Annotated in this window: 16 protein-coding genes and 1 tRNA gene; 11 read left to right on the top strand and 6 right to left on the bottom strand. The window is 69.7% G+C overall.

The genetic code is table 11. The features are described 5' to 3' along the window. Positions 1–8: 8 nt before the first annotated feature. On the bottom strand, positions 9–230 hold the full coding sequence (locus tag IPN03_21300; protein ID MBK9376188.1) for a hypothetical protein: 222 nt from the start codon (positions 228–230) through the stop codon (positions 9–11). A 55-nt stretch (positions 231–285) separates the two neighbouring features. On the opposite strand from IPN03_21300, the gene IPN03_21305 reads away from it, so the two are divergent. From IPN03_21305 to folP, 6 genes are all read left to right on the top strand, one after another. Further along, positions 286–361 (top strand) — tRNA-Met (locus tag IPN03_21305). 38 nt (positions 362–399) lie between these two features. Next, a complete protein-coding gene (gene tilS / locus IPN03_21310; protein MBK9376189.1) occupies positions 400–1,413 on the top strand; it encodes a tRNA lysidine(34) synthetase TilS in 1,014 nt (337 codons plus the stop codon). Then, a complete protein-coding gene (locus IPN03_21315; GenBank protein MBK9376190.1) occupies positions 1,410–1,973 on the top strand; it encodes a hypothetical protein in 564 nt (187 codons plus the stop codon). Before tilS ends, IPN03_21315 begins: the two co-directional genes overlap by 4 nt. Before the next feature lie 77 nt (positions 1,974–2,050). Then, entirely contained in the window at positions 2,051–3,949 is a 1,899-nt protein-coding gene (gene ftsH, locus IPN03_21320) for an ATP-dependent zinc metalloprotease FtsH (protein ID MBK9376191.1), read from the top strand. Between the two features lie 149 nt (positions 3,950–4,098). Continuing rightward, on the top strand, positions 4,099–4,770 hold the full coding sequence (locus IPN03_21325) for a zinc-ribbon domain-containing protein (GenBank protein ID MBK9376192.1): 672 nt from the start codon (positions 4,099–4,101) through the stop codon (positions 4,768–4,770). Between the two features lie 25 nt (positions 4,771–4,795). Then, a complete protein-coding gene (gene folP / locus IPN03_21330; GenBank protein ID MBK9376193.1) occupies positions 4,796–5,701 on the top strand; it encodes a dihydropteroate synthase in 906 nt (301 codons plus the stop codon). Here folP and IPN03_21335 read toward each other — a convergent pair. The 5 genes from IPN03_21335 to IPN03_21355 form a co-directional block, all read right to left on the bottom strand. Then, on the bottom strand, positions 5,685–8,645 hold the full coding sequence (locus IPN03_21335; protein MBK9376194.1) for a hypothetical protein: 2,961 nt from the start codon (positions 8,643–8,645) through the stop codon (positions 5,685–5,687). The genes folP and IPN03_21335 overlap by 17 nt on opposite strands. 75 nt (positions 8,646–8,720) lie before the next feature. Beyond that, positions 8,721–9,722: a hypothetical protein gene (locus IPN03_21340; GenBank protein ID MBK9376195.1), complete on the bottom strand. Its 1,002-nt coding sequence runs from the start codon at positions 9,720–9,722 to the stop codon at positions 8,721–8,723. 107 nt (positions 9,723–9,829) lie between these two features. Next, on the bottom strand, positions 9,830–10,597 hold the full coding sequence (locus tag IPN03_21345) for a hypothetical protein (protein ID MBK9376196.1): 768 nt from the start codon (positions 10,595–10,597) through the stop codon (positions 9,830–9,832). After that, positions 10,594–11,139 carry a sigma-70 family RNA polymerase sigma factor gene (locus IPN03_21350; protein MBK9376197.1) on the bottom strand — a complete coding sequence of 182 codons (546 nt, stop codon included), beginning with the start codon at positions 11,137–11,139 and terminating at the stop codon, positions 10,594–10,596. Before IPN03_21350 ends, IPN03_21345 begins: the two co-directional genes overlap by 4 nt. A 65-nt stretch (positions 11,140–11,204) precedes the next feature. Continuing rightward, positions 11,205–12,218, bottom strand: coding sequence for a PrsW family intramembrane metalloprotease (locus IPN03_21355; GenBank protein MBK9376198.1), 1,014 nt, complete (start codon positions 12,216–12,218; stop codon positions 11,205–11,207). Positions 12,219–12,314: 96 nt separating this feature from the next. Here IPN03_21355 and IPN03_21360 point away from each other — a divergent pair, with 96 nt between their 5' ends. The 5 genes from IPN03_21360 (at position 12,315) to ppk1 (ending at position 18,117) form a co-directional block, all read left to right on the top strand. Continuing rightward, positions 12,315–12,680, top strand: a complete 366-nt coding sequence (locus tag IPN03_21360) for an ATP-binding protein (protein MBK9376199.1) — start codon at positions 12,315–12,317, stop codon at positions 12,678–12,680. 36 nt (positions 12,681–12,716) lie between these two features. Further along, entirely contained in the window at positions 12,717–13,070 is a 354-nt protein-coding gene (locus IPN03_21365; protein MBK9376200.1) for an STAS domain-containing protein, read from the top strand. Between the two features lie 3 nt (positions 13,071–13,073). Then, on the top strand, positions 13,074–14,354 hold the full coding sequence (locus IPN03_21370; GenBank protein ID MBK9376201.1) for a SpoIIE family protein phosphatase: 1,281 nt from the start codon (positions 13,074–13,076) through the stop codon (positions 14,352–14,354). Positions 14,355–14,434: 80 nt separating this feature from the next. Then, on the top strand, positions 14,435–15,766 hold the full coding sequence (gene glmM / locus IPN03_21375; protein ID MBK9376202.1) for a phosphoglucosamine mutase: 1,332 nt from the start codon (positions 14,435–14,437) through the stop codon (positions 15,764–15,766). A 95-nt stretch (positions 15,767–15,861) separates the two neighbouring features. Then, positions 15,862–18,117 (top strand): polyphosphate kinase 1, encoded by a 2,256-nt coding sequence (gene ppk1, locus IPN03_21380; protein ID MBK9376203.1) that lies wholly within the window; start codon positions 15,862–15,864, stop codon positions 18,115–18,117.

Below are 18,117 nucleotides of genomic sequence, written 5' to 3' on the forward strand. Positions count from 1 at the left end.
GGCCGGCCTCATTCCTCGGGCAGATCGTCGTCGTCGTCCGCGTCTCCGAAGAAGAACGAATCGCCGCACGGCCGGCTGCAGTAGTTCCGCGAGCCGACCCTGTAGACGCAGTAGAGGCAGAACACCGTGCCGCAGACGGGGCAGCGTTCCAGCTCGCCCGGTTCGCAGATCCGCTCGCAACGCTTGCAGACGTCGCCCAGGGCGCTTTCGCCGTCATCGAGGAGAGCCATGTCGACATCATAGCTCCCGACTCTGGTACCATTCGCGGCTCTGCGGCCGGCTCGTGGCGATGTAGCTCAGTCGGTAGAGCGGGGGTCTCATAAGCCCCGTGTCGGCGGTTCGAGTCCGCCCATCGCCACCAAATCTCTCCGGCCGGCCCGTCTCGCCTACCATCCGCGGGTGCGGACCCCCGTCGATTCCCGCCCGCCCGACGCGCCCCCCCTGCGAGACGCGTTTGCCCGCCACCTCGCCGCCTCTGGCCTTCTCGACGGAGCCTCGACCCTCGTCGCCGCCTGCTCGGGCGGGGCCGATTCCACCGCCCTCCTCGTTCTGCTCGCCCGGGAAGCGCGACTCCGGGACGTCCCTCTCGTCGCGTTCCACGTCGACCACCAGCTGCGGGGGGCAGAGGGCCACCGGGACGCCCGGGCCGCCGCCGATCTCACTGCGCAGCTGGGTCTTCCCTTCGTCTTTCGCAGCTTCCCGGTGCGCGACCTGCGCGTCGCGGGCGAGAGCCTGGAGTCCGCGGCGAGAAGGCTCCGGTACGAGTCGCTCCTGGCGCTTGGGCGCGACCTCGGTCCCGGCACCCTCCTGGCCACCGGACACACCCTGGAGGACCAGGCCGAGACGGTGCTCCTCCACCTCGAGCGCAGGGTCGGCCGGTCCCGCGGAGGAGTCCGGGCGCGGAGGTCCGACGGGGTCGTCCGACCGCTCCTCCCCTTCCGCCGCGAAGCGCTCCGGGACCACCTCCGGGCCGAAGGGGTCCCGTGGCGGGAGGACGCCTCCAATGCCGACGAGAGGTTCGCCCGGAACCGGATCCGGCACCGGGTCCTTCCCGCTCTCGAGGCGCGGTGGCCCGGCGCCACCCTCCGCCTCGCTCGCGCCGCGGAATTCCTGACGAGGCGCCTGGAGGGAATTGACGCCCGCCTCGACGCGGCCCTCGCCTCCCGGGCCACCCCCCTCGCCGGTCCATGGCCCCGGGCGCTCCTGGCCGGCCTCGATCGGGAGTCGGCCGGCCGGCTCCTCGTCCGGGCCGCCGGGGGGGACGGGCGCCGCCCGGGGCGGGCGCAGGTGGACCGGGTCCTCGATCGCCTCGCCGCAGGGGAAGTGTCCTTTCGCGAGGCGTTCGCGGGCCGCCGGATCGCCGTCGATCGCCTGACGGTCCGGCTGACGCCCCCTGCTAGACTGGTTCCATGAACCTTCTCTACGACGAGCGGTTCTCGCCGGCCGAGATCGCCCACCGCGTCCAGTCGATCGGCCAGAGGATCTCGAACGACTTCCCCGAGACTCCGATCGTCCTGATCGCGATCCTCAAGGGAGCCGCGATCTTCGCGTCCGACCTGGCCCGCACGCTCCCTCGCTCGGTCCGCCTCGAGTACATCGACGTGATCCGCGGCGGCGAGGAGGAGATCGTCGACTTCCACTTCGTCACGCCGTTCAACGTCCGGGGGGCCGACATCATCATCCTCAAGGACGTCATCCGGAGCGGGATCATCGAAAGCTACCTCGCCGACCAGCTGCGCGAGGAGGGGCCGACCTCGATCCGCTTCGCCGCCATCGTCGACCGACCCCAGGAGCGCAAGAGCTCACTCCTCGTCGATTACGTCCTCTTCCCGTCCGAGGACGGCATTCTCGTCGGTTACGGCATGGAGTTCGCCGGCGAAGGGGGAAACTTCCCGTTCATCGCGAAGGTGAGGACGCCCGGCGACCCTCCCTTTGCGCAGGCCACCGGACCGATCAAGATCGTCCGGGGCTGATCCGCGGCCATCCCGGCGCCGTAGATTGCCGGGAAGGGTGACCTTTGAGCACGACCGTAAAGAACGTACTCCTGTGGATGGTGATCCTGGTCGTCATCCTTCTCCTGTTCAAGGCGGTGGACTACGGGCGGACCACGCCGCCCCTCAGCTTCACCGAATTCATGGAGATGGTGACGAAGGGGGAGATCGACCGCGTCGTCATCCGGGGCGGCGAGATCCGCGGCTTCAAGAAAGGCACCGCCGAGGGGCGGGAGCCCGGTTACCGGACCTACGCGCCGCCGTACGACGACCTCGTTCCGGAGCTGCGCAAGGCGAACGTCGCGATCACCGCCGAGGAGCCGCGCGAAGGGGGCATCTTCATGATGCTCCTGCAGTGGGCCCCGATCCTGTTCCTGATCGGCCTGTGGATCTTCATCATGAGGCAGATGCAGACGGGCGGGAACCGCGCGATGGCCTTCGGGAAATCCAAGGCCAAGCTCCTGACGCCGAACCAGAAGAAGGTCACGTTCAAGGACGTCGCCGGCTGCGACGAATCCAAGTACGAGCTCTCCGAGATCATCGACTTCCTCAAGGAGCCGGCGAAGTTCCAGAAACTCGGCGGGAAGATCCCCAAGGGCGTCCTGATGATGGGCCCCCCGGGAACGGGCAAGACGCTCCTGGCGCGCGCGGTCGCCGGTGAGGCGAACGTCCCGTTCTTCTCGATCTCCGGCTCCGACTTCGTCGAGATGTTCGTCGGCGTCGGCGCGAGCCGCGTGCGGGACCTCTTCGAGCAGGGCAAGAAGAACGCCCCCTGCATCATCTTCATCGACGAGATCGACGCCGTCGGCCGCCACCGCGGCGCCGGCCTCGGCGGCGGGCACGACGAGCGCGAGCAGACGTTGAACGCCCTTCTCGTGGAGATGGACGGCTTCGAGGGCAACGACGGCGTCATCCTCATCGCCGCCACGAACCGTCCCGACGTCCTCGACCCGGCCCTCCTGCGTCCCGGCCGCTTCGACCGCCGCGTCGTCGTCGACCGCCCCGACGTCAAGGGGCGCGAGGGGATCCTCAAGGTCCACGTCAAGAACATCCCGATGTCCGACGACGTCGACCTCTCCGTCGTCGCCCGCGGCACGCCCGGCTTTGCCGGAGCGGACCTCGCGAACCTCGTGAACGAGGCGGCGCTGACGGCGGCCCGCGCCGACAAGAAGAAAGTCGAGATGGACGACTTCAACTACGCCAAGGACAAGGTCCTCATGGGGGCGGAACGGAAGTCGATGGTCATGTCCGACCTGGAGAAGCGCAACACGGCTTACCACGAAGGCGGCCACGCGCTCATCGCCGCCTTCGAGGAGCACGCCGACCCGCTCCACAAGGTGACGATCATCCCGCGCGGCCGGGCTCTCGGCCTCACGCAGCAGCTCCCCCTCGAGGACAAGCACTCGTATTCGAAGGAGTACGTCGAGGCTCGCCTCGCCGTCATGATGGGCGGCCGCCTCGCCGAGGAGGTCTGCCTCGACCAGATCACGACCGGCGCCTCGAACGACTTCGAGCAAGCGACGACGATGGCCCGGCGGATGGTCTGCGAGTGGGGGATGAGCGACCTCGGCCCGATGACGTTCGGTCACGAGGAAGGCGAAGTCTTCCTCGGCAAGGATTTCGCCCGCAGGCCCGACTACTCCGAGGACACCGCGCGAAAGATCGACGCCGAGGTGAACCGGATCGTCACGACGGCCTACCAGCGGGGCAAGGTGCTCGTCCAGGAGAACCGCCCGGCCCTCGACGCGATCGCGGCCGAGCTCCTCGAGAAGGAGTCCCTCGACGGCGACGAGGTCTACACCCTGATCGAACGGATCACGGGCAAAGAGGTGCCGCACGCGACGAAGGCGCGGCCGACGCCGCCGACCGCGGGCGATCCGACGGCCACTTCCTTCGGCAACAAGAAGGACGAGGGCTCCGCGGCGGCTCCTTCCGGCCTCGTTCCGGCACCCGTCTGAGGTCGCTCGGCGCCCCTCGCGGTCCCGTCGGGACGCTCCTGACGCGGAGGGTGCCGTTCCGTCCGCCCCGCCGCATGGAGGCGCGGCCCGGAGCCGCCGTGCCGCGACGCCGGCCGGCGCTCGCGACGCGACGGCATCCTCTCTTCGGAATGGTCCCGCTCCTCGCGGGACCCGGCTCCTCCGGGACGGCGGGACCCGCTTTCGCGTACGACCCCGACTTCCGGCCCGACCTCCCCGCCGGGGCGGTCCGCGGCGACCCGCGGCGCCAGCTCTTCTGCTGCGAGGTCCCGCGCTACTTCTACGTCGACGTCGACCGGACCTGCCGCGACTGCGGCGCCCCGTTCGTCTTCTCGGCGCGCGAGCAGAAGCACTGGTACGAGACGCTCGGCTTCCGCCTCGACGCCAGCGCGGTGAGATGCCTCCCCTGCCGACGTGCCTACCGCCGCGACAAGGGAATCGCCCGCGCGCTCGCCGACGCCTCGCGAGCCCTCGCCGAGGCGCCTCTCCACCCGCCCGCCGTCCTCGCCTACGCCCGGGCCGCCGTCGCTCACGCCGAGCGCTTCGGCCACGCCCCCCTCGACGGCGCGGTCGCCGCGCTCAGGGCGCTGCGTCGCCACGCGCCGTCGGTCGTGGAGGCGATCTACCTCGAGGGGCGATGCGCCGAGGCCGCTGGTCGGCCGCGCCGCGCGGCGGCGAGGTACGAGAGGTTCCTCGCGGTGGCACCCCCACGCGGCAACGCCGCGTTCGCGCGAGACACCCGCGCCCGCCTCGCACGCCTCGTGGCGGCGCGAGGCTCCTCAGGGCGCACCCTCTCTCGCTAGACTCCGGCTTCGGAGAAGCCTCCCGATGACCTTCAGACCTCTCCCGCTGCGCTCCGGTGCGTCGCTCGACTTCGGCTCCGTCGGGGGAGTGATGGCGATCCTCAACGTCACGCCCGACTCCTTCTCCGACGGCGGGCGCCACCTCTCCGCGGCGGTCGCCGTCGACGCGGGGCTGCGCTTCGCCGATGCCGGCGCCGCGATGCTGGACGTGGGAGGCGAGTCGACGCGCCCGCGGGGCACTTCCTACGGGGAGGGTGCGGGGGAGGTGACGCCCGAAGAGGAGCTCGCGCGGGTCCTCCCCGTCATCGAGGGAATCCGCGCCGCCAACCCCTCGATTCCGATCTCGGTCGACACCCGTCGGGTCGAGGTGGCGCGCCGCGCGCTCGACGCCGGGGCCGACGTCGTGAACCTCGTGACGGGGCTCGATCCGCCCGACGGGCTCCTCGACCTCGTCGTCGCGCGGGACGCCGCCATCGTCCTGAACCACATGCGGGGCGTCCCGTCGACGACCTTCGAGGTGTCGCGGTTCGGCCGCGACGTCGTCGCCGACGTCGCGGGGGACCTCGCGCGTGCCCGGCGCCGCGCTCTCGTCGCCGGCCTGCGTCCGGACCGCGTCTTCGTCGACCCCGGTCTCGGATTCGGAAAGACCCCCGAGCAGAACTTCGCCCTCCTCGCCGGCGTGGCGCTCCTCGCCCCGGAAGGCGCACCCGTCGTCGTCGGGGCTTCCCGGAAGGCCTTCCTCGGCTCCCTGTCGGGCAGGCCTCCCGCAGAGCGGCTCCCCGAGTCTCTCGCCGCGTGCGCCGTCGCCGTGCGGGAGCTGGGCGGCCGCAACCCGCTCCTCCTCCGGGTCCACGACGTCGAGGAGACGCTCCGCTTCCTCGCGGTTCTCGGGCGCGGCGGCGCCCCGGGCCGGGCTACTTCAGGATCTTGAGCGAGACCATCGTCTCGGCACGCGGGTCCAGCCCCTCCTCGAACGCGAAGGCCTGTCCCACCGAAAGGGTCAGCTCGAGCCGCGAGAGCATGAAGATGCGGAAGTCGACCTGCGCGCCGGCGTTTCCGACGACGTGCCGTGCGGCGTCGGTGCCGAGGTCGGGTTCGGAGTCCATGTTCGTGACCATCGCGCTCGCGAAGAGGGCGGGGCGCGCCCAGCTCACGTAGACGTCGGCGGTCCCCGCCTTCCGGAACCGGATCGGCGGGAGGTTCCACTCGAGCATCGCGCGCGCGAAGTTGCTCCCCGGGATCTCGTCGATCTCGACGCCGGGGAAGCTCAGGAATTCCCGGTAGCGCTTCTCGGGCCGGTAGTCGACCCAGTTGTTCCCGAACCCGCCGAAGTAGAAGCTCGCGAACGGCTCGTTCTCGACACGCGGCGTCCATCCGGCCGTGCTCCTCACCCAGACCGAGGAGTGCCGGAGGGGAAGGGCGAAGCCGACGTCGTACGTGCCCCAGGCTTTCGGGTACGACCTCCCGCCGACGCGGTCGCCGGCGAAGCCGATCTCCCAGGCGTGCCCCTTCTCCTCGTCCACGTACCCGAGGGAGTGGCGCTCGTTCCTGTAGTGGAGACGGGCCCGGAGCGCGAAGAGCGTGTCGTACGCCGTCGCGACGTTCTGGAAGTCGGGGAGGCGGTCGAGGCCGCCGTAGTAGGTCGCGTTCGCCTCGACGCGGAGCTCGCGTGGCCTGTCGTAGAGGAGCGCCTTCTGCCAGCCGACGCGGAAGGAGTACCCCTTCATGCTCGTCTTCGTGGGGCCGACGAGGTCGTAGAAGTCGCCGGCGTTCCACCGGACGCGGGCACTCCAGTCGTAGCGCTCGTAGCGCGCGTCGAGGTGGAGGCGCTCGCCGCTCGGCAGGCTCCCGTCCGGCGAGTACGCGGCCGTCAGGTTCAGCTTGTTGAGCTGGACGGGGTCGGAGAGGTTGACGCGAAGGCCGACGGCCGCCGAATTCTTGTAGCCCTGAACGACCGGGTAGATCGAGTCGAGGCCGATCCCCGCGAAGGAGCGGTAGGTGGCGCGAGATTTCACGAGGGGCTCGAGGTCCACCACCGACGGCGGCGGCACCTTCCACTCCTCGAGGACGGGGTGCTTCACGATCGTCTCGTTGCCGAGGAAGGTGATCGGGCTGACGTCCTGAGTGACGCGGGCCTCGACGCGGGCGGGCACGAACCCCTCGCCCGTGAAGCGGAACGCGAGGAGGGAGCCGTCGGGCATCGGGAGCGGGCGGAAGAAGCCCGTCTCCGTGTTGCTGAGGGCCTCCTTCTCCCCCGTCGCCGGGTTCCAGCGGAAGAGGTTCGCGACGCCCGTGTAGAACGAGCTCCCGGTGAGCGTCTTCCCGTCGGGCGCGAAGACGAAGTTCATCGGGATGGCGGCACCGAAGTCGGTCGTCGCGACGGGGGTCGCGTCGCCCGCGAGGAGCGCCTCGGTCCTCATCACCTGGAGCGTGTGCTGGCCGGTGACCGCCGACACCGAGAACGAGAGGAGCGTCCCGTCCGGGGAGAGGTCCATGTCGTAGAGCGATTCCCCGTACGGCCACGAGCGGACCTGTTTCCACTCGGTCCAGGGGGCCGCGATCCGCACGAGCGTCGCGATGCCGTTCATGGTCCTCACGCCCCAGAGCGACCGGTCGGCCCGGTTGAAGACGAGCTCGCCGATCCGCGCCTCCTCGAGGAGGATCTTCGACGCGCCCGTGCGCGGGTCGAGCGACCGCACGTCGCGGTGGTCGGCGTTGTCGGTCGTGTAGAAGAGCGTCTTCGAGCCGGGGTCCCACGCGAGCGAGGTGACGAAGAACCCGAGCGGGCCCTTGATCTCGGCGATTCGCTCCACCTTCCCGTCGTCCACCGAGATCGCCCCGACGTGGGCGACGACCCCCGGGTGGTTGAATGCGGCGTAGAGCTTCCTGGCATCCGGGTCGTAGAAGGCCCTCGAGACGCTGCCGAGGGCCTGCGGCGAGAGGTCCTCGTACGGCGTCGTCGGGTAGGTCCGGATCGCGGCGAGGTTCTTCTCCTGGAACTCCTTCTCGAAGTCGACCCACTCCTGCCACGCGTCGGGGATCGGCTTCCCGAAGACCTGCCGGAACTGCGACGCGTAGTAGGCCTTCGACCCCTCCCGGCGCCCGAGCCACTCGACGAGCTTCTCCGGCGAGTACCGGTACGCGAGGAACGTCATGAAGCGCCCGCCGTAGACGTACGAGTTGGCCTCGAGCTGGAAGTCGACCTTCGTCCCCTCCGACACGAGGCCGAGCGGCGTGTAGAAGCGGCTCCCGTCGCGGACCATCGAGCGGAAGACCATCTCGTCCCAGGCGCTTTGCGCGCGGCCCCGTCCGCCCGCCATCCACGTCTCGAAGAAGACGGCGGCCCCCTCGTGGTACCAGCGCGGGGTCAGGCTGCGCGGCGTCGTCAGGTAGTTGTACAGGATCGTCTCCGGCTGCTCCGGGGTCGTCGGGACCTTTCCTCCGAAGACCCGGCGCCAGGACCGGTCGCTCTTGCCCGCGTTGTCGTCGAGCGTCACGTGGACGAGCTCGTGGTTCATCATCCAGTTGACCGTCTCGTTCGCCGGGACGGTCTCGTAGGTGAAGGCCACGGGCGCCACCTGGAACATCATGAAGTTCCGGGGGACGACGTTGACGCCCGCGTTGCCATAGTCCGAGAAGTCGTTCAGGAAGACCGTGACCTTCTCGGACGGCTCGTACGAGAAGGCCCTCCGGTGGAAGCGGAGCGCGTTCTCGAACGAGCGGGCGACGTGGGGGACGAGGTACGACTGGCCCGGGGCGAAGTAGACGAGGCGCAGGTCGTCGGTCTCGAGCGTCGAGACCTGGCCCCTCGCCGGCAGGACGACCACGAACAGCACGGCCGCCGTGACGGCGGCGCGGACCGCAGGCGAAATCATGCCCGCAAAGGCATGCGACACATGCCGACCGGGAGGCGCCGTCGCGGCGCCTCCCGGTCTTTCGACGGGCACGTGTTACTGGGCCGACCGGGCTTCGTTCGACATCGCCCGCACGAACGCCTCGTTGGACAGCGCCGAGCGGAACGCCTCGTTGTCGAGGGCCCGCACGAACGCCTCGCTGGACAGGGCCGAGCGGAACGCCTCGTTGCTCAGCGCCGAGCGGAAGGCCTCGTTGTTCAACGCCCGCACGAACGCTTCGTTGGAGAGAGCCGAGCGGAACGCCTCGTTCGACAGCGCCTTCACGAACGCCTCGTTCGACAGGGCCGAGCGGAAGGCTTCGTTCGACATCGCAGAGCGGAAGGCCTCGTTGTCCATCGCCCGCACGAACGCCTCGTTGGAGAGAGCCGAGCGGAAGGCCTCGTTGTTCATCGCCTGCTTGAAGGCTTCGTTGTTCATCGCCGCACGGAACGCCTCGTTCGACATCGCCGAGCGGAACGCCTCGTTGGACATCGCCTGCTGGAACGCCTCGTTGTTCAGCGCCCTCACCATGGCTTCGTTCGACATCGCCGAGCGGAACGCCTCGTTCGACATCGCGCGCACGAACGCTTCGCTCGACATCGCCCGCACGAACGCCTCGTTCGACAGGGCCGAGCGGAACGCCTCGTTCGACAGCGCCGAGCGGAAGGCCTCGTTCGACATCGCCCGCACGAACGCCTCGTTGGAGAGGGCCGAGCGGAAGGCCTCATTCGACAGCGCCGAGCGGAAGGCTTCGTTCGACAGGGCCGAACGGAAGGCCTCGTTCGACAGCGCCTGCTGGAACGCCTGGTTCGAGAGGACGTTCCGGAGCTGGGGGTCCTTGACGATCTTGTCGTAGACGTCCGTCTGCATGAAAGCCTGGAGGTCCGGGTTGTCGAGAGCGACATCGGCCCTGGTGATCTGGCCGGACTGGTGACGCACCGCGGCGCCGACCGTCCCCTGGGCGCCCTCCTCGTTGGGCGGGAAGCCGTTGATCGCAAAGTAGCCGATCGCTCCGACTGCGACGATAGCGACACCCGACAGCACGACTTTCTTGTTCATCGCCTTCCTCTTCCTGAGCAGCCGTACGGGCTTGCTCCCGCCAGTTGAGATGTCAGATCAATTACACCAGAGACGGAAGAAAGTTGGTGACGCGTCCCGGGGGCTCGTCATCGAGGTCGTTCCCGGCCGATGGAGAGGTCCCACGCCTCTCCGTCACCCAGCCGCAGCCGCAGGGTGCGTCCCACCGGATCGCCGATGCCGAACGAAACCTCGTACCGGCGCCGGCCGACCGGGTGGGAAAAGCGCACCCGGCCCGATGCCATCACCACGTCTCCGCCCGAGGGTCCGTCCTGCGAGAAAGTAAGCGGAGAGAGGCTCGAGCCGTCGAGGTCGAGGGTCACGTCGAAGGGACGCGTCGCCTCGAGCTCGAGGTCGAGGACGAGGAGCCCCTCCTCGATTCGCGTAACCGCCTCTCCTGTAATCCCTTCGCGGGTGATTGAACGCCGGTCGAGGGTCCCGGCCGCCATCCGGTCGTGGGAGAGCGCCGTGCCCGACACCGCCGCCCGCTCCGACCGCGAGAGGACGGTTTCCGACGGGAGGAAGCCTCCCAGGAAGACTCCGAGAACCAAGGTGCAGGCGCACGCCGCGAGGGGCGCCGGGCTGAGGAGGGAACGAAGCACCTCGATCCAGCCGAGCCGGGGCTCCTTCTCCGGCTTCCGGTGCCGCACCGCGGACATCACGCCATCGACAAAGCCGGGCGGCGGGACGAGACGCTCCGCCCGTCCCAGCGTCTCCGAGACGCGCCGCAGGGAGCCGAGCCGGTCGTCGAGATCGGGATGCGCGGCGAGCAGGACTCGCAGGCGGGCCGCATCGGCGGCGGAGTTGATGCCGTCGATCTCGCCCTGGATCAGGTCGTCGTGCGCCGGTCGGCTCATCGGGCACCCCGGGCATCCAGGATCTCCGCGAGCCGCTGGCGGGCCGTGTAGAGCCTCGACTTCACGGTCTTCTCCGGAATCGCGAGCGCGACGCTCATCTCGCCGTACGAGAGCTCGGCGAAGTGCCGGAGGACGACGACCTCGCGCGAGTCGACCGGCAGGGCCATGAGGGCGTCCCGAACGGCCCGGCCACGCTCCCGCGACTCCAGGTCGTCCTGGGGGCCGCCGGGCGCCGCGACGGCCCACGCCGGCTCGAGGGACTGGCACGGTCGGTTCCGCTTGAGAAAGTTCAGCGTGTCGTTGACGAGGATGCGGTAGATCCAGCTGAAGAACTGGTAGCCGGGGTCGTAGGTCCCGAGCTTTTCGTACGCCTTCACGAAAGCTCCCTGCGCCAGGTCGCGGGCGTCCTCGCGGTCGTGGACCATCCGGTAGGCGACGTTGTAGAGAACCCGCTGGTATCTCGCGACCAGAGGGCGGAACGCCTCCGCGTCGCCCTGCAGGCACCGTCGCACCAGGTCGGCGTCGTTCTCATCCTGGCTCAATTACAGCAACGTCCCCGAAAAGTTGGTCGGGAAGCGCTCCCGACGTTCAGGCCTGCGCCACCGGGCTACCCGGTGGCGCCCTCGGTCTCGAGCATGTAGATCTGCCAGAGGTGCCGGCTCGAGGTCTGGAGCATCGGTTGCAGGGCCAGCCGGCCCGTCGGTCCGATCGTGCGCTCGAGGTAGCGCAGCTCCTGCAGGTTCGCCCTGACGTCCTCGCCAACCTCGATCGGGAGCCCTGCTTCCCGCGCCATCAGGATCCCCTTCGCACGGATCGAGAGCTCCAGGTGGACGCGCAGCAGGCACATCATGTCGGCCACGACCGGGCCCTCGAAGCGCGACTTCAGCGAGAGGAGGTACCGGCCGACGCGCGTCTGGGAGACGTCCTGTCCGAGCGTGGTCTGGAGCAGGTCCACCTCCGAGTCGAATCCTGCGGCGAGCCATTCCCGCGTGCCCCTCTCGCTCCTCGAGAAGACGGCGACGAGGAGAACCGGCAGCGTCACGAACAGAAGCAGCGTCGCCAGGACGGGGGGCAGGATGAAGTGGTTGTAGAGGGAGTGGATCGCGACGGCCACGGCGAGCCCGGGGAGCACGACGGCGATACCGGCGCGCGGATGGCGGTCCTCGAGTCCTTTCGCCACGACCGCGAGGATCGACGTCGTCGCGCCGTGCAGCACGGCGGTGCCGAAGCCCCGGACGATCCAGAGGAAGACACTGCCCTGCCCCAGGGCGCGAAGGTACTCGACGTTCTCGACGAGAGCGAATCCGGTGCCCACCGCGAAGCCGAGAATGGCCGCGTCGACCAGGAAGCCGACCCGCCTGCGGGCCAGCAGGTAGAGCAGCGGGAGCGCCTTGAGAAGCTCTTCCGTGACGGGCGCCACGTAACGGGAGAGCGTGACGCCGGAAACGAACTCCCCGTCCAGAAGCCCGCCGTGAAGCCGGGCCGCGACGAAGGCCGCGAAGGCGCCTGCCAGGATGAGCCGGAGGACCGCCTGGAGGGGAACCAGCTTGAAACTGTCCAGGAGGACGAGTCCGCCCAGGAACACGGAGACCGGCACGAGCGCCAGCGCTGCATTGAGCATTCGTGAAGCTATGATACATAGTCTCAGATAGGCACGATGCAGTATCCCGCTCGACACACGGTTTCCGTGGCGGGCTCGCGCAAGGGACTCGGTCGCGTGACCGAGGAGTTCGAGTGCTTCTCCTCGGCTCACGGGCTCCCGGACCCGGTACGACGATCGATCCAGGTCGTCCTCGACGAGCTCCTGTCGAACACGGTCCGCTGCGGGGGCGACGGCGGCCGGGAGGTCTGGATCGAGGTCGGCTTCCTGCTGGAACCTCATGCCCTCCGCGTGGAGATCGTCGACGACGGGACACCGTTCAATCCCCTCGAGAGAGAGGGCCCGGACACGTCGCTCCCCCTCGAGAAACGACCGGTCGGCGGCCTGGGAGTCATGCTCGTGAGGCATCTCGTCGACGAGATCGCCTGGGACGGCGAGGGAGGGCGGAACCGTGTCCGGCTCTGCAAACGCCTGGATGGGTGAGCGTCCTTCGCCTCACGCCTTTGGAGGTCAGCGCCGATGAAGATGAGCGACGACAAGCGGGGCGACGTCCTGATCGTCCGGCCCCAGGGCCGGATCGACACGACCACGAGCGAGGAGCTCGAGCGGTGGATCGGAACCCGCCTCGACGGCGGGACCCGGCGGCTCGTCGTCGACATGACCGCGACCGACTACATCAGCAGCGCCGGGCTGCGCGTGCTCCTCGTGACCCTGAAGCGGCTGAAGGGGAGCGGCGGGACGCTCGTCCTCGGGGGCCTGAACACCAGCGTGCGGCAGATCTTCGAGCTGGCCGGCTTCCTCTCGATCTTCGGCGTCGAGGCGGACGTGGACCGGGCCGTCGCGAGGGCGGCGGGTGCTGCCGGAGGAGCCTGACCCGTGAACCCCGCGTCCGAGGGGCGGCCGGGCGAGGCGACCCTGGTCCGGAACATGAACTCGCTGCTCGAGGTGTCGAAGGCGCTCGGCGCAGAGGCGCGGCTCGACTCGCTCCTCGCCGTGATCGTGAACAAGGCCACCGAAGTGATGGAGGCCGAGCGGAGCAGCATCTTCATCTACGACGACGCGACCGAGACGCTCTGCCTCCGCGTGTCGGAGGACCTCGCTCAGGGCCAGATCCGCGTCCCGCTCGGCGTCGGGATCGCAGGCCACGTCGCCCGGACGCGGGAACCCCTGAACGTCCCCGACGCCTACGCGGACCCGCGGTTCAGCCCGCAGTTCGACCGCGACACCGGCTTTCAGACGCGCTCGATCCTCTGCGCTCCCGCGCTCACGAACGCGGGCCGCCTCATCGGCGTGATCCAGGTCCTGAACAAGGTGGGCCGCTCCGCCTTCACGGCGGACGACGAGAGCCTGCTCGCCGCATTCGCCTCCATCGCGGGCATCGCGCTCGACCGGGCCCGGCTCGTCGAGGCGTTCCTGGAGAAGGAGAAGATCGAATCGAGCCTGCGGCTGGCCCACGACATCCAGATGGGGATGCTCCCCAAGCACTTCCCTCAGCGGCCCGAGATCGACCTCTTCGCCACCCTTCGCCCCGCAAAGTCGGTCGGCGGCGATCTCTACGATTTCCGGCTGGACGGCGACCGCCTCTGGTTCGTGGTGGGAGACGTGTCGGGAAAGGGTGTCCCCGCGGCGCTCTTCATGGCGGTCACGAAGGTGCTCTTCGGCGTGAGCGTCGAGGTCGAGTCGTCGCCAGCGGCCGCACTGGGCCGGGTGAACAGGGCCCTCTGCCGGGAGAACGAGCATTTCCTCTTCGTCAGCGCCTTCCTGGGACGGCTGGACGTGAGGACCGGGGAGCTCGAATACGCCAACGCCGGCCACAACCTCCCCTATCGCCTCTGCGGCGACGGATCCGTTTCGACCCTCCCCGCTTCCCCGGGTCTCGTCATGGGGGTGAACGACGACTTCGTGTACCGGACCGAGAGCGCCCGCCTCGAGCCCGGCGACGGCGTCTTCCTCTTCACGGACGGCGTCACGGACGCGATCGACACGAAGAGCGAGCTCTTCTCGGAGGCCCGCCTGGAGGCCTTCCTCGGAACCACGAAGGGGTGGAGCCCGGTGGAGGTCGTCGCCGGGGCCCTGCGGGCGCTCGACGACTTCGTCGGTGCGGCCTCCCAGTTCGACGACATCACCGCCCTGTCGATCCGCTACCGGCCCGACTGATCCCTCGCACCTCCCGGTCCCTCACCCGTCGGAGCCCGCCCGGCTTCCACGTCCCCCCGGTCCCGTAAACTCCGCAGAACATGCGTTCTCTCTTCGGCACCGACGGGATCCGCGGCAGGGCCGGCGAATACCCGCTCGATCCGGCCACCGTCTCGCGGATCGGCGCCGCCCTCGCCGTTTCGCTCCGCGACAGGGGCCGGACGGGAACGCTCACGGTCGTCGTCGGCTGCGACACCCGCGTCTCCTCCCCCGTCATCGTGTCCGCGCTCGCGGGCGGGCTCATGGCCGCCGGCGCCACCGTCCGCTTCGCCGGCGTCGTCCCGACGCCGGCCGTCGCCCACCTCGTGAAGGCGCTCGGTGCCGATGCGGGAATCTCCGTCTCGGCCTCGCACAACCCCTGGCCCGACAATGGGATCAAGATCTTCTCCTGGGAGGGCAGGAAGCTCCCCGATGCCGTGGAAGCCTCCATCGGGAAGCTCATCGCGACGGCCGAGGCCGTCGCTGGGGTCGAGATGCCGGAAGACCCGGGGCTCGCCGACCTCTACGAGACCCACCTCGTCGGGACTCTCCCGGCCCGCCTCGACGGCCTCAGGGTCGTCGTGGACTGCGCCAACGGCGCCGCGTTTCGCGTCGCGCCCGAAGCGTTCCGGCGCGCCGGGGCCGAGGTGATCCCGCTCGCGATCTCACCCGACGGCCACAACATCAACCGGGGCTGCGGCGCGCTCCACCCGGAAGCGATGGCCGAAGCCGTCGTGAAGGCGGGGGCCGACCTCGGCCTCGCCCTCGACGGCGACGCCGACCGGGCGATGCTCGCCGACGGGCAGGGACGCGTCCTCGATGGCGACGACGTTCTCCTGCTCTGGGCGCTCGAGCTCGAGCGGGAGGGAAAGAAGCCCGGCAGCGTCGTCGGGACCGTCATGTCGAACTGGGGGCTCGAAGAAGCCCTCACCGCTCGCGGTATCCCGCTCGTCCGGGCCGCCGTCGGAGACCGGTACGTCGTCGAGGAGATGGAGCGCTGCGGAGCCCTGCTCGGCGGCGAGCAGTCGGGTCACCTCATCCGTGCCGACCTCACGACGACCGGGGACGGGACCCTCACCGGCCTCCACGTCGCCGCGACCGTCGCGGCCACCCGCGTTCCCCTCGCCGCGGGGCCCCGCCTCGTCCGGGCCCCCCAGGTCCTCCTGAACGTACGGGTCCGGGAGAGGGTCCCCTTCGAGAGCATCCCGGGCTTCGCGCGCCTCGTGGCGGGCGCCGAGGAGCGGATTGCCGGGAGCGGCCGCATCCTGGTCCGGTATTCGGGGACCGAGCTCCTCGCCCGGGTCATGGTCGAGGGGGTCGACAGGGGGACCGTCGATGCGATCGCCGGCGAGCTGGCAGGCGCCCTGCGCGAGACCCTCGGCGTGTCACACTGAGCGGCGAAGGAGCGACACACGTGATCCGCCACGAGCAGCGCCCCCGTCGCAAGCGAAACGCCGACGTCCTCGTCGAGCCCGATCCGCTCCTGCTCGTGCCGTCCGCCCAGGTCGACGACTCCCCGGCGCCGCCCGAGGGAGACGACGCTCCGGCGGTCCCGGAGAACGACGCCAGTCCTTCCGCCACCCCGCTCACGCCGCTCCTGAACCGCGAGCTCTCCTGGCTCGACTTCAACCAGCGGGTCCTCGAGGAGGCGCGCGACGAGCGGTGGCCTCTCCTCGAACGGCTGAAGTTCCTCTGCATCTCGGAGAGCAACCTCGACGAGTTCTTCATGATCCGCGTCTCGGCCCTCCGCGACCAGCTCTCCGCCGACCTCTCCGAGAGGTCGGACGACGGGCTCACGGCGCGGGAGCAGGTGATGCTCGTGAGGAAAGGGGTCCTGGCGATGGAGGCCGAGCAGACCGCCTGCCTCCACGAGGACCTCCTCCCGCGGCTCGCGGCGGCGGGCATCTCGGTCCTCTCCTGGGAGGAGCTCGACGACGAGCGGAAGGAGGCCGCCCGCGGCTATTTCCGCAGGAACGTCCTCCCCGTCCTCACGCCGCTCGCGGTCGACCCCGGCCACCCCTTCCCGTTCCTCTCGAACCTCTCGCTGAACCTCGCCATCGAGACGAAGAACCCCGAGACGGGCGAGGTCAAGTTCGCCCGCGTGAAGATGCCCCCGGCGATCCCGCGGCTCCTCTCGCTGCGCGTGATCGTCGAGGGCAAGAAGAAGGTCAAGGCCGCGCGGGCGGAGTTCCTCCTCCTCGAGGACCTCGTCCAGGCGAACCTCGACGAGCTCTTCCCCGGCCTCGAGATCCTCGCTTCGTACCTCTTCCGGATCACGCGAGACGCCGACATCGAGATCCAGGAGGACGAGGCCTCCGACCTCCTCGCCACGATCGAGCAGGAAGTGCGGAGGCGGCGGTTCGGGGCCGTCGTCCGCGTCGAGGTGACGCCGAAGACGCCGAAGCGGATGCGCAAGCTCCTGATGCGGCAGCTCGAGGTGTCCGACTTCGACATCTACGAGGTGGCCGGAATGCTCGGCGCGTCCGACCTGATGGCCCTCGTGAAGCTGGACCGGCGCGACCTGAAGGACCCCCCGTTCACCCCCGCTCTCCCGGTGCCGCTCGCGTCTCCCGACGGGTCGATCTTCCAGGCGATCCGGCTGGGGGACGTCCTCCTGCACCACCCGTACGACTCGTTCGGCCCCGTCGTCGAGCTGATCGAAGAGGCCGCCGAGGACCCGAAGACCCTGGCCATCAAGATGACGCTCTACCGGACGAGCTCAGACTCGCCCGTCATCCCCGCCCTCATCCGCGCCGCCGAGAACGGCAAGCAGGTGGCCGTCCTCGTCGAGCTGAAGGCCCGCTTCGACGAGGAGAACAACATCGTCTGGGCCAAGGCGCTCGAGCGCGCCGGCATCCACGTGGTCTACGGCGTCGTCGGCCTGAAGACGCACGCGAAGATCGCGCTCGTCGTGAGGCGCGAGAAAGACGAGATCCGCCGCTACGTCCACCTCGGCACGGGCAACTACAACCCGGCGACGGCGAAGGTGTACACCGACCTCGGCCTCCTCACCTGCCGGCCCGAGTTCGGCGAGGACGCCACGCGCCTCTTCAACACGCTCACGGGCCTGGCCACCCGGACGAGCTACAACCGGCTCGTCACCGCCCCCCGCGACATGCACCGGACCGTGCGGGAGTGGATCGCCCGCGAGACGGCGCACGCCCGCGCGGGGCGGCCCGCACGCATCCGGGCCAAGCTGAACGCCCTCGTCGACCGCGGGACGATCGAGGCGCTCTACGAGGCTTCGCAGGCCGGGGTGCCGATCGACCTGATCGTCCGTGGCGTCTGCTGTCTCGTGCCCGGGCTCCCGGGCGTGTCGGAAACGATCCGGGTGCGCTCGATCGTCGGACGATTCCTCGAGCACAGCCGCTTCTTCCTCCTCGAGAACGGCGGCGAGCCGGAAGTCTGGGCGTCCTCGGCCGACTGGATGCCGCGCAACTTCTTCCGGCGCGTCGAGGCCTCGTTCCCGATCGTCGAGCCCGAGCTGGGACGGAGCCTCTCCGACGCGTTCGACGTCCTGATGGCCGACAACGTGAGGGCCCGGGCGCTCCGGGCGGACGGGACCTACGAGAGGTGTCATCCGGGGCGCGGCGAGCCCGCGATCGACTCCCAGGCGTACTTCCTCGACCAGGCCCGCCGTCGCGTCCTGAAGGCCGCGGAGCACTTCGTGAAGGGCTCGGCCGCCGACGATTTCGACCGCGTCCCCGAGCCGCGCGAGCGCGGCCCGGAGGACGAGGAGCGCTGA

Source organism: Holophagales bacterium, assembly GCA_016719485.1.
Taxonomy (GTDB): Bacteria; Acidobacteriota; Thermoanaerobaculia; order UBA5066; family UBA5066; genus UBA5066.

Coding starts and splice junctions, on each gene's coding strand:
- IPN03_21355 (MBK9376198.1), bottom strand. CDS start 12,218: ATGCTCAATGCAGCGCTGGCGCTCGTGCCGGTCTCCGTGTTCCTGGGC.
- IPN03_21335 (MBK9376194.1), bottom strand. CDS start 8,645: ATGATTTCGCCTGCGGTCCGCGCCGCCGTCACGGCGGCCGTGCTGTTC.
- IPN03_21315 (MBK9376190.1), top strand. CDS start 1,410: ATGAACCTTCTCTACGACGAGCGGTTCTCGCCGGCCGAGATCGCCCAC.
- IPN03_21365 (MBK9376200.1), top strand. CDS start 12,717: ATGAAGATGAGCGACGACAAGCGGGGCGACGTCCTGATCGTCCGGCCC.
- IPN03_21340 (MBK9376195.1), bottom strand. CDS start 9,722: ATGAACAAGAAAGTCGTGCTGTCGGGTGTCGCTATCGTCGCAGTCGGA.
- IPN03_21345 (MBK9376196.1), bottom strand. CDS start 10,597: ATGAGCCGACCGGCGCACGACGACCTGATCCAGGGCGAGATCGACGGC.
- IPN03_21325 (MBK9376192.1), top strand. CDS start 4,099: ATGGTCCCGCTCCTCGCGGGACCCGGCTCCTCCGGGACGGCGGGACCC.
- ftsH (MBK9376191.1), top strand. CDS start 2,051: ATGGTGATCCTGGTCGTCATCCTTCTCCTGTTCAAGGCGGTGGACTAC.
- glmM (MBK9376202.1), top strand. CDS start 14,435: ATGCGTTCTCTCTTCGGCACCGACGGGATCCGCGGCAGGGCCGGCGAA.
- folP (MBK9376193.1), top strand. CDS start 4,796: ATGACCTTCAGACCTCTCCCGCTGCGCTCCGGTGCGTCGCTCGACTTC.
- IPN03_21300 (MBK9376188.1), bottom strand. CDS start 230: ATGGCTCTCCTCGATGACGGCGAAAGCGCCCTGGGCGACGTCTGCAAG.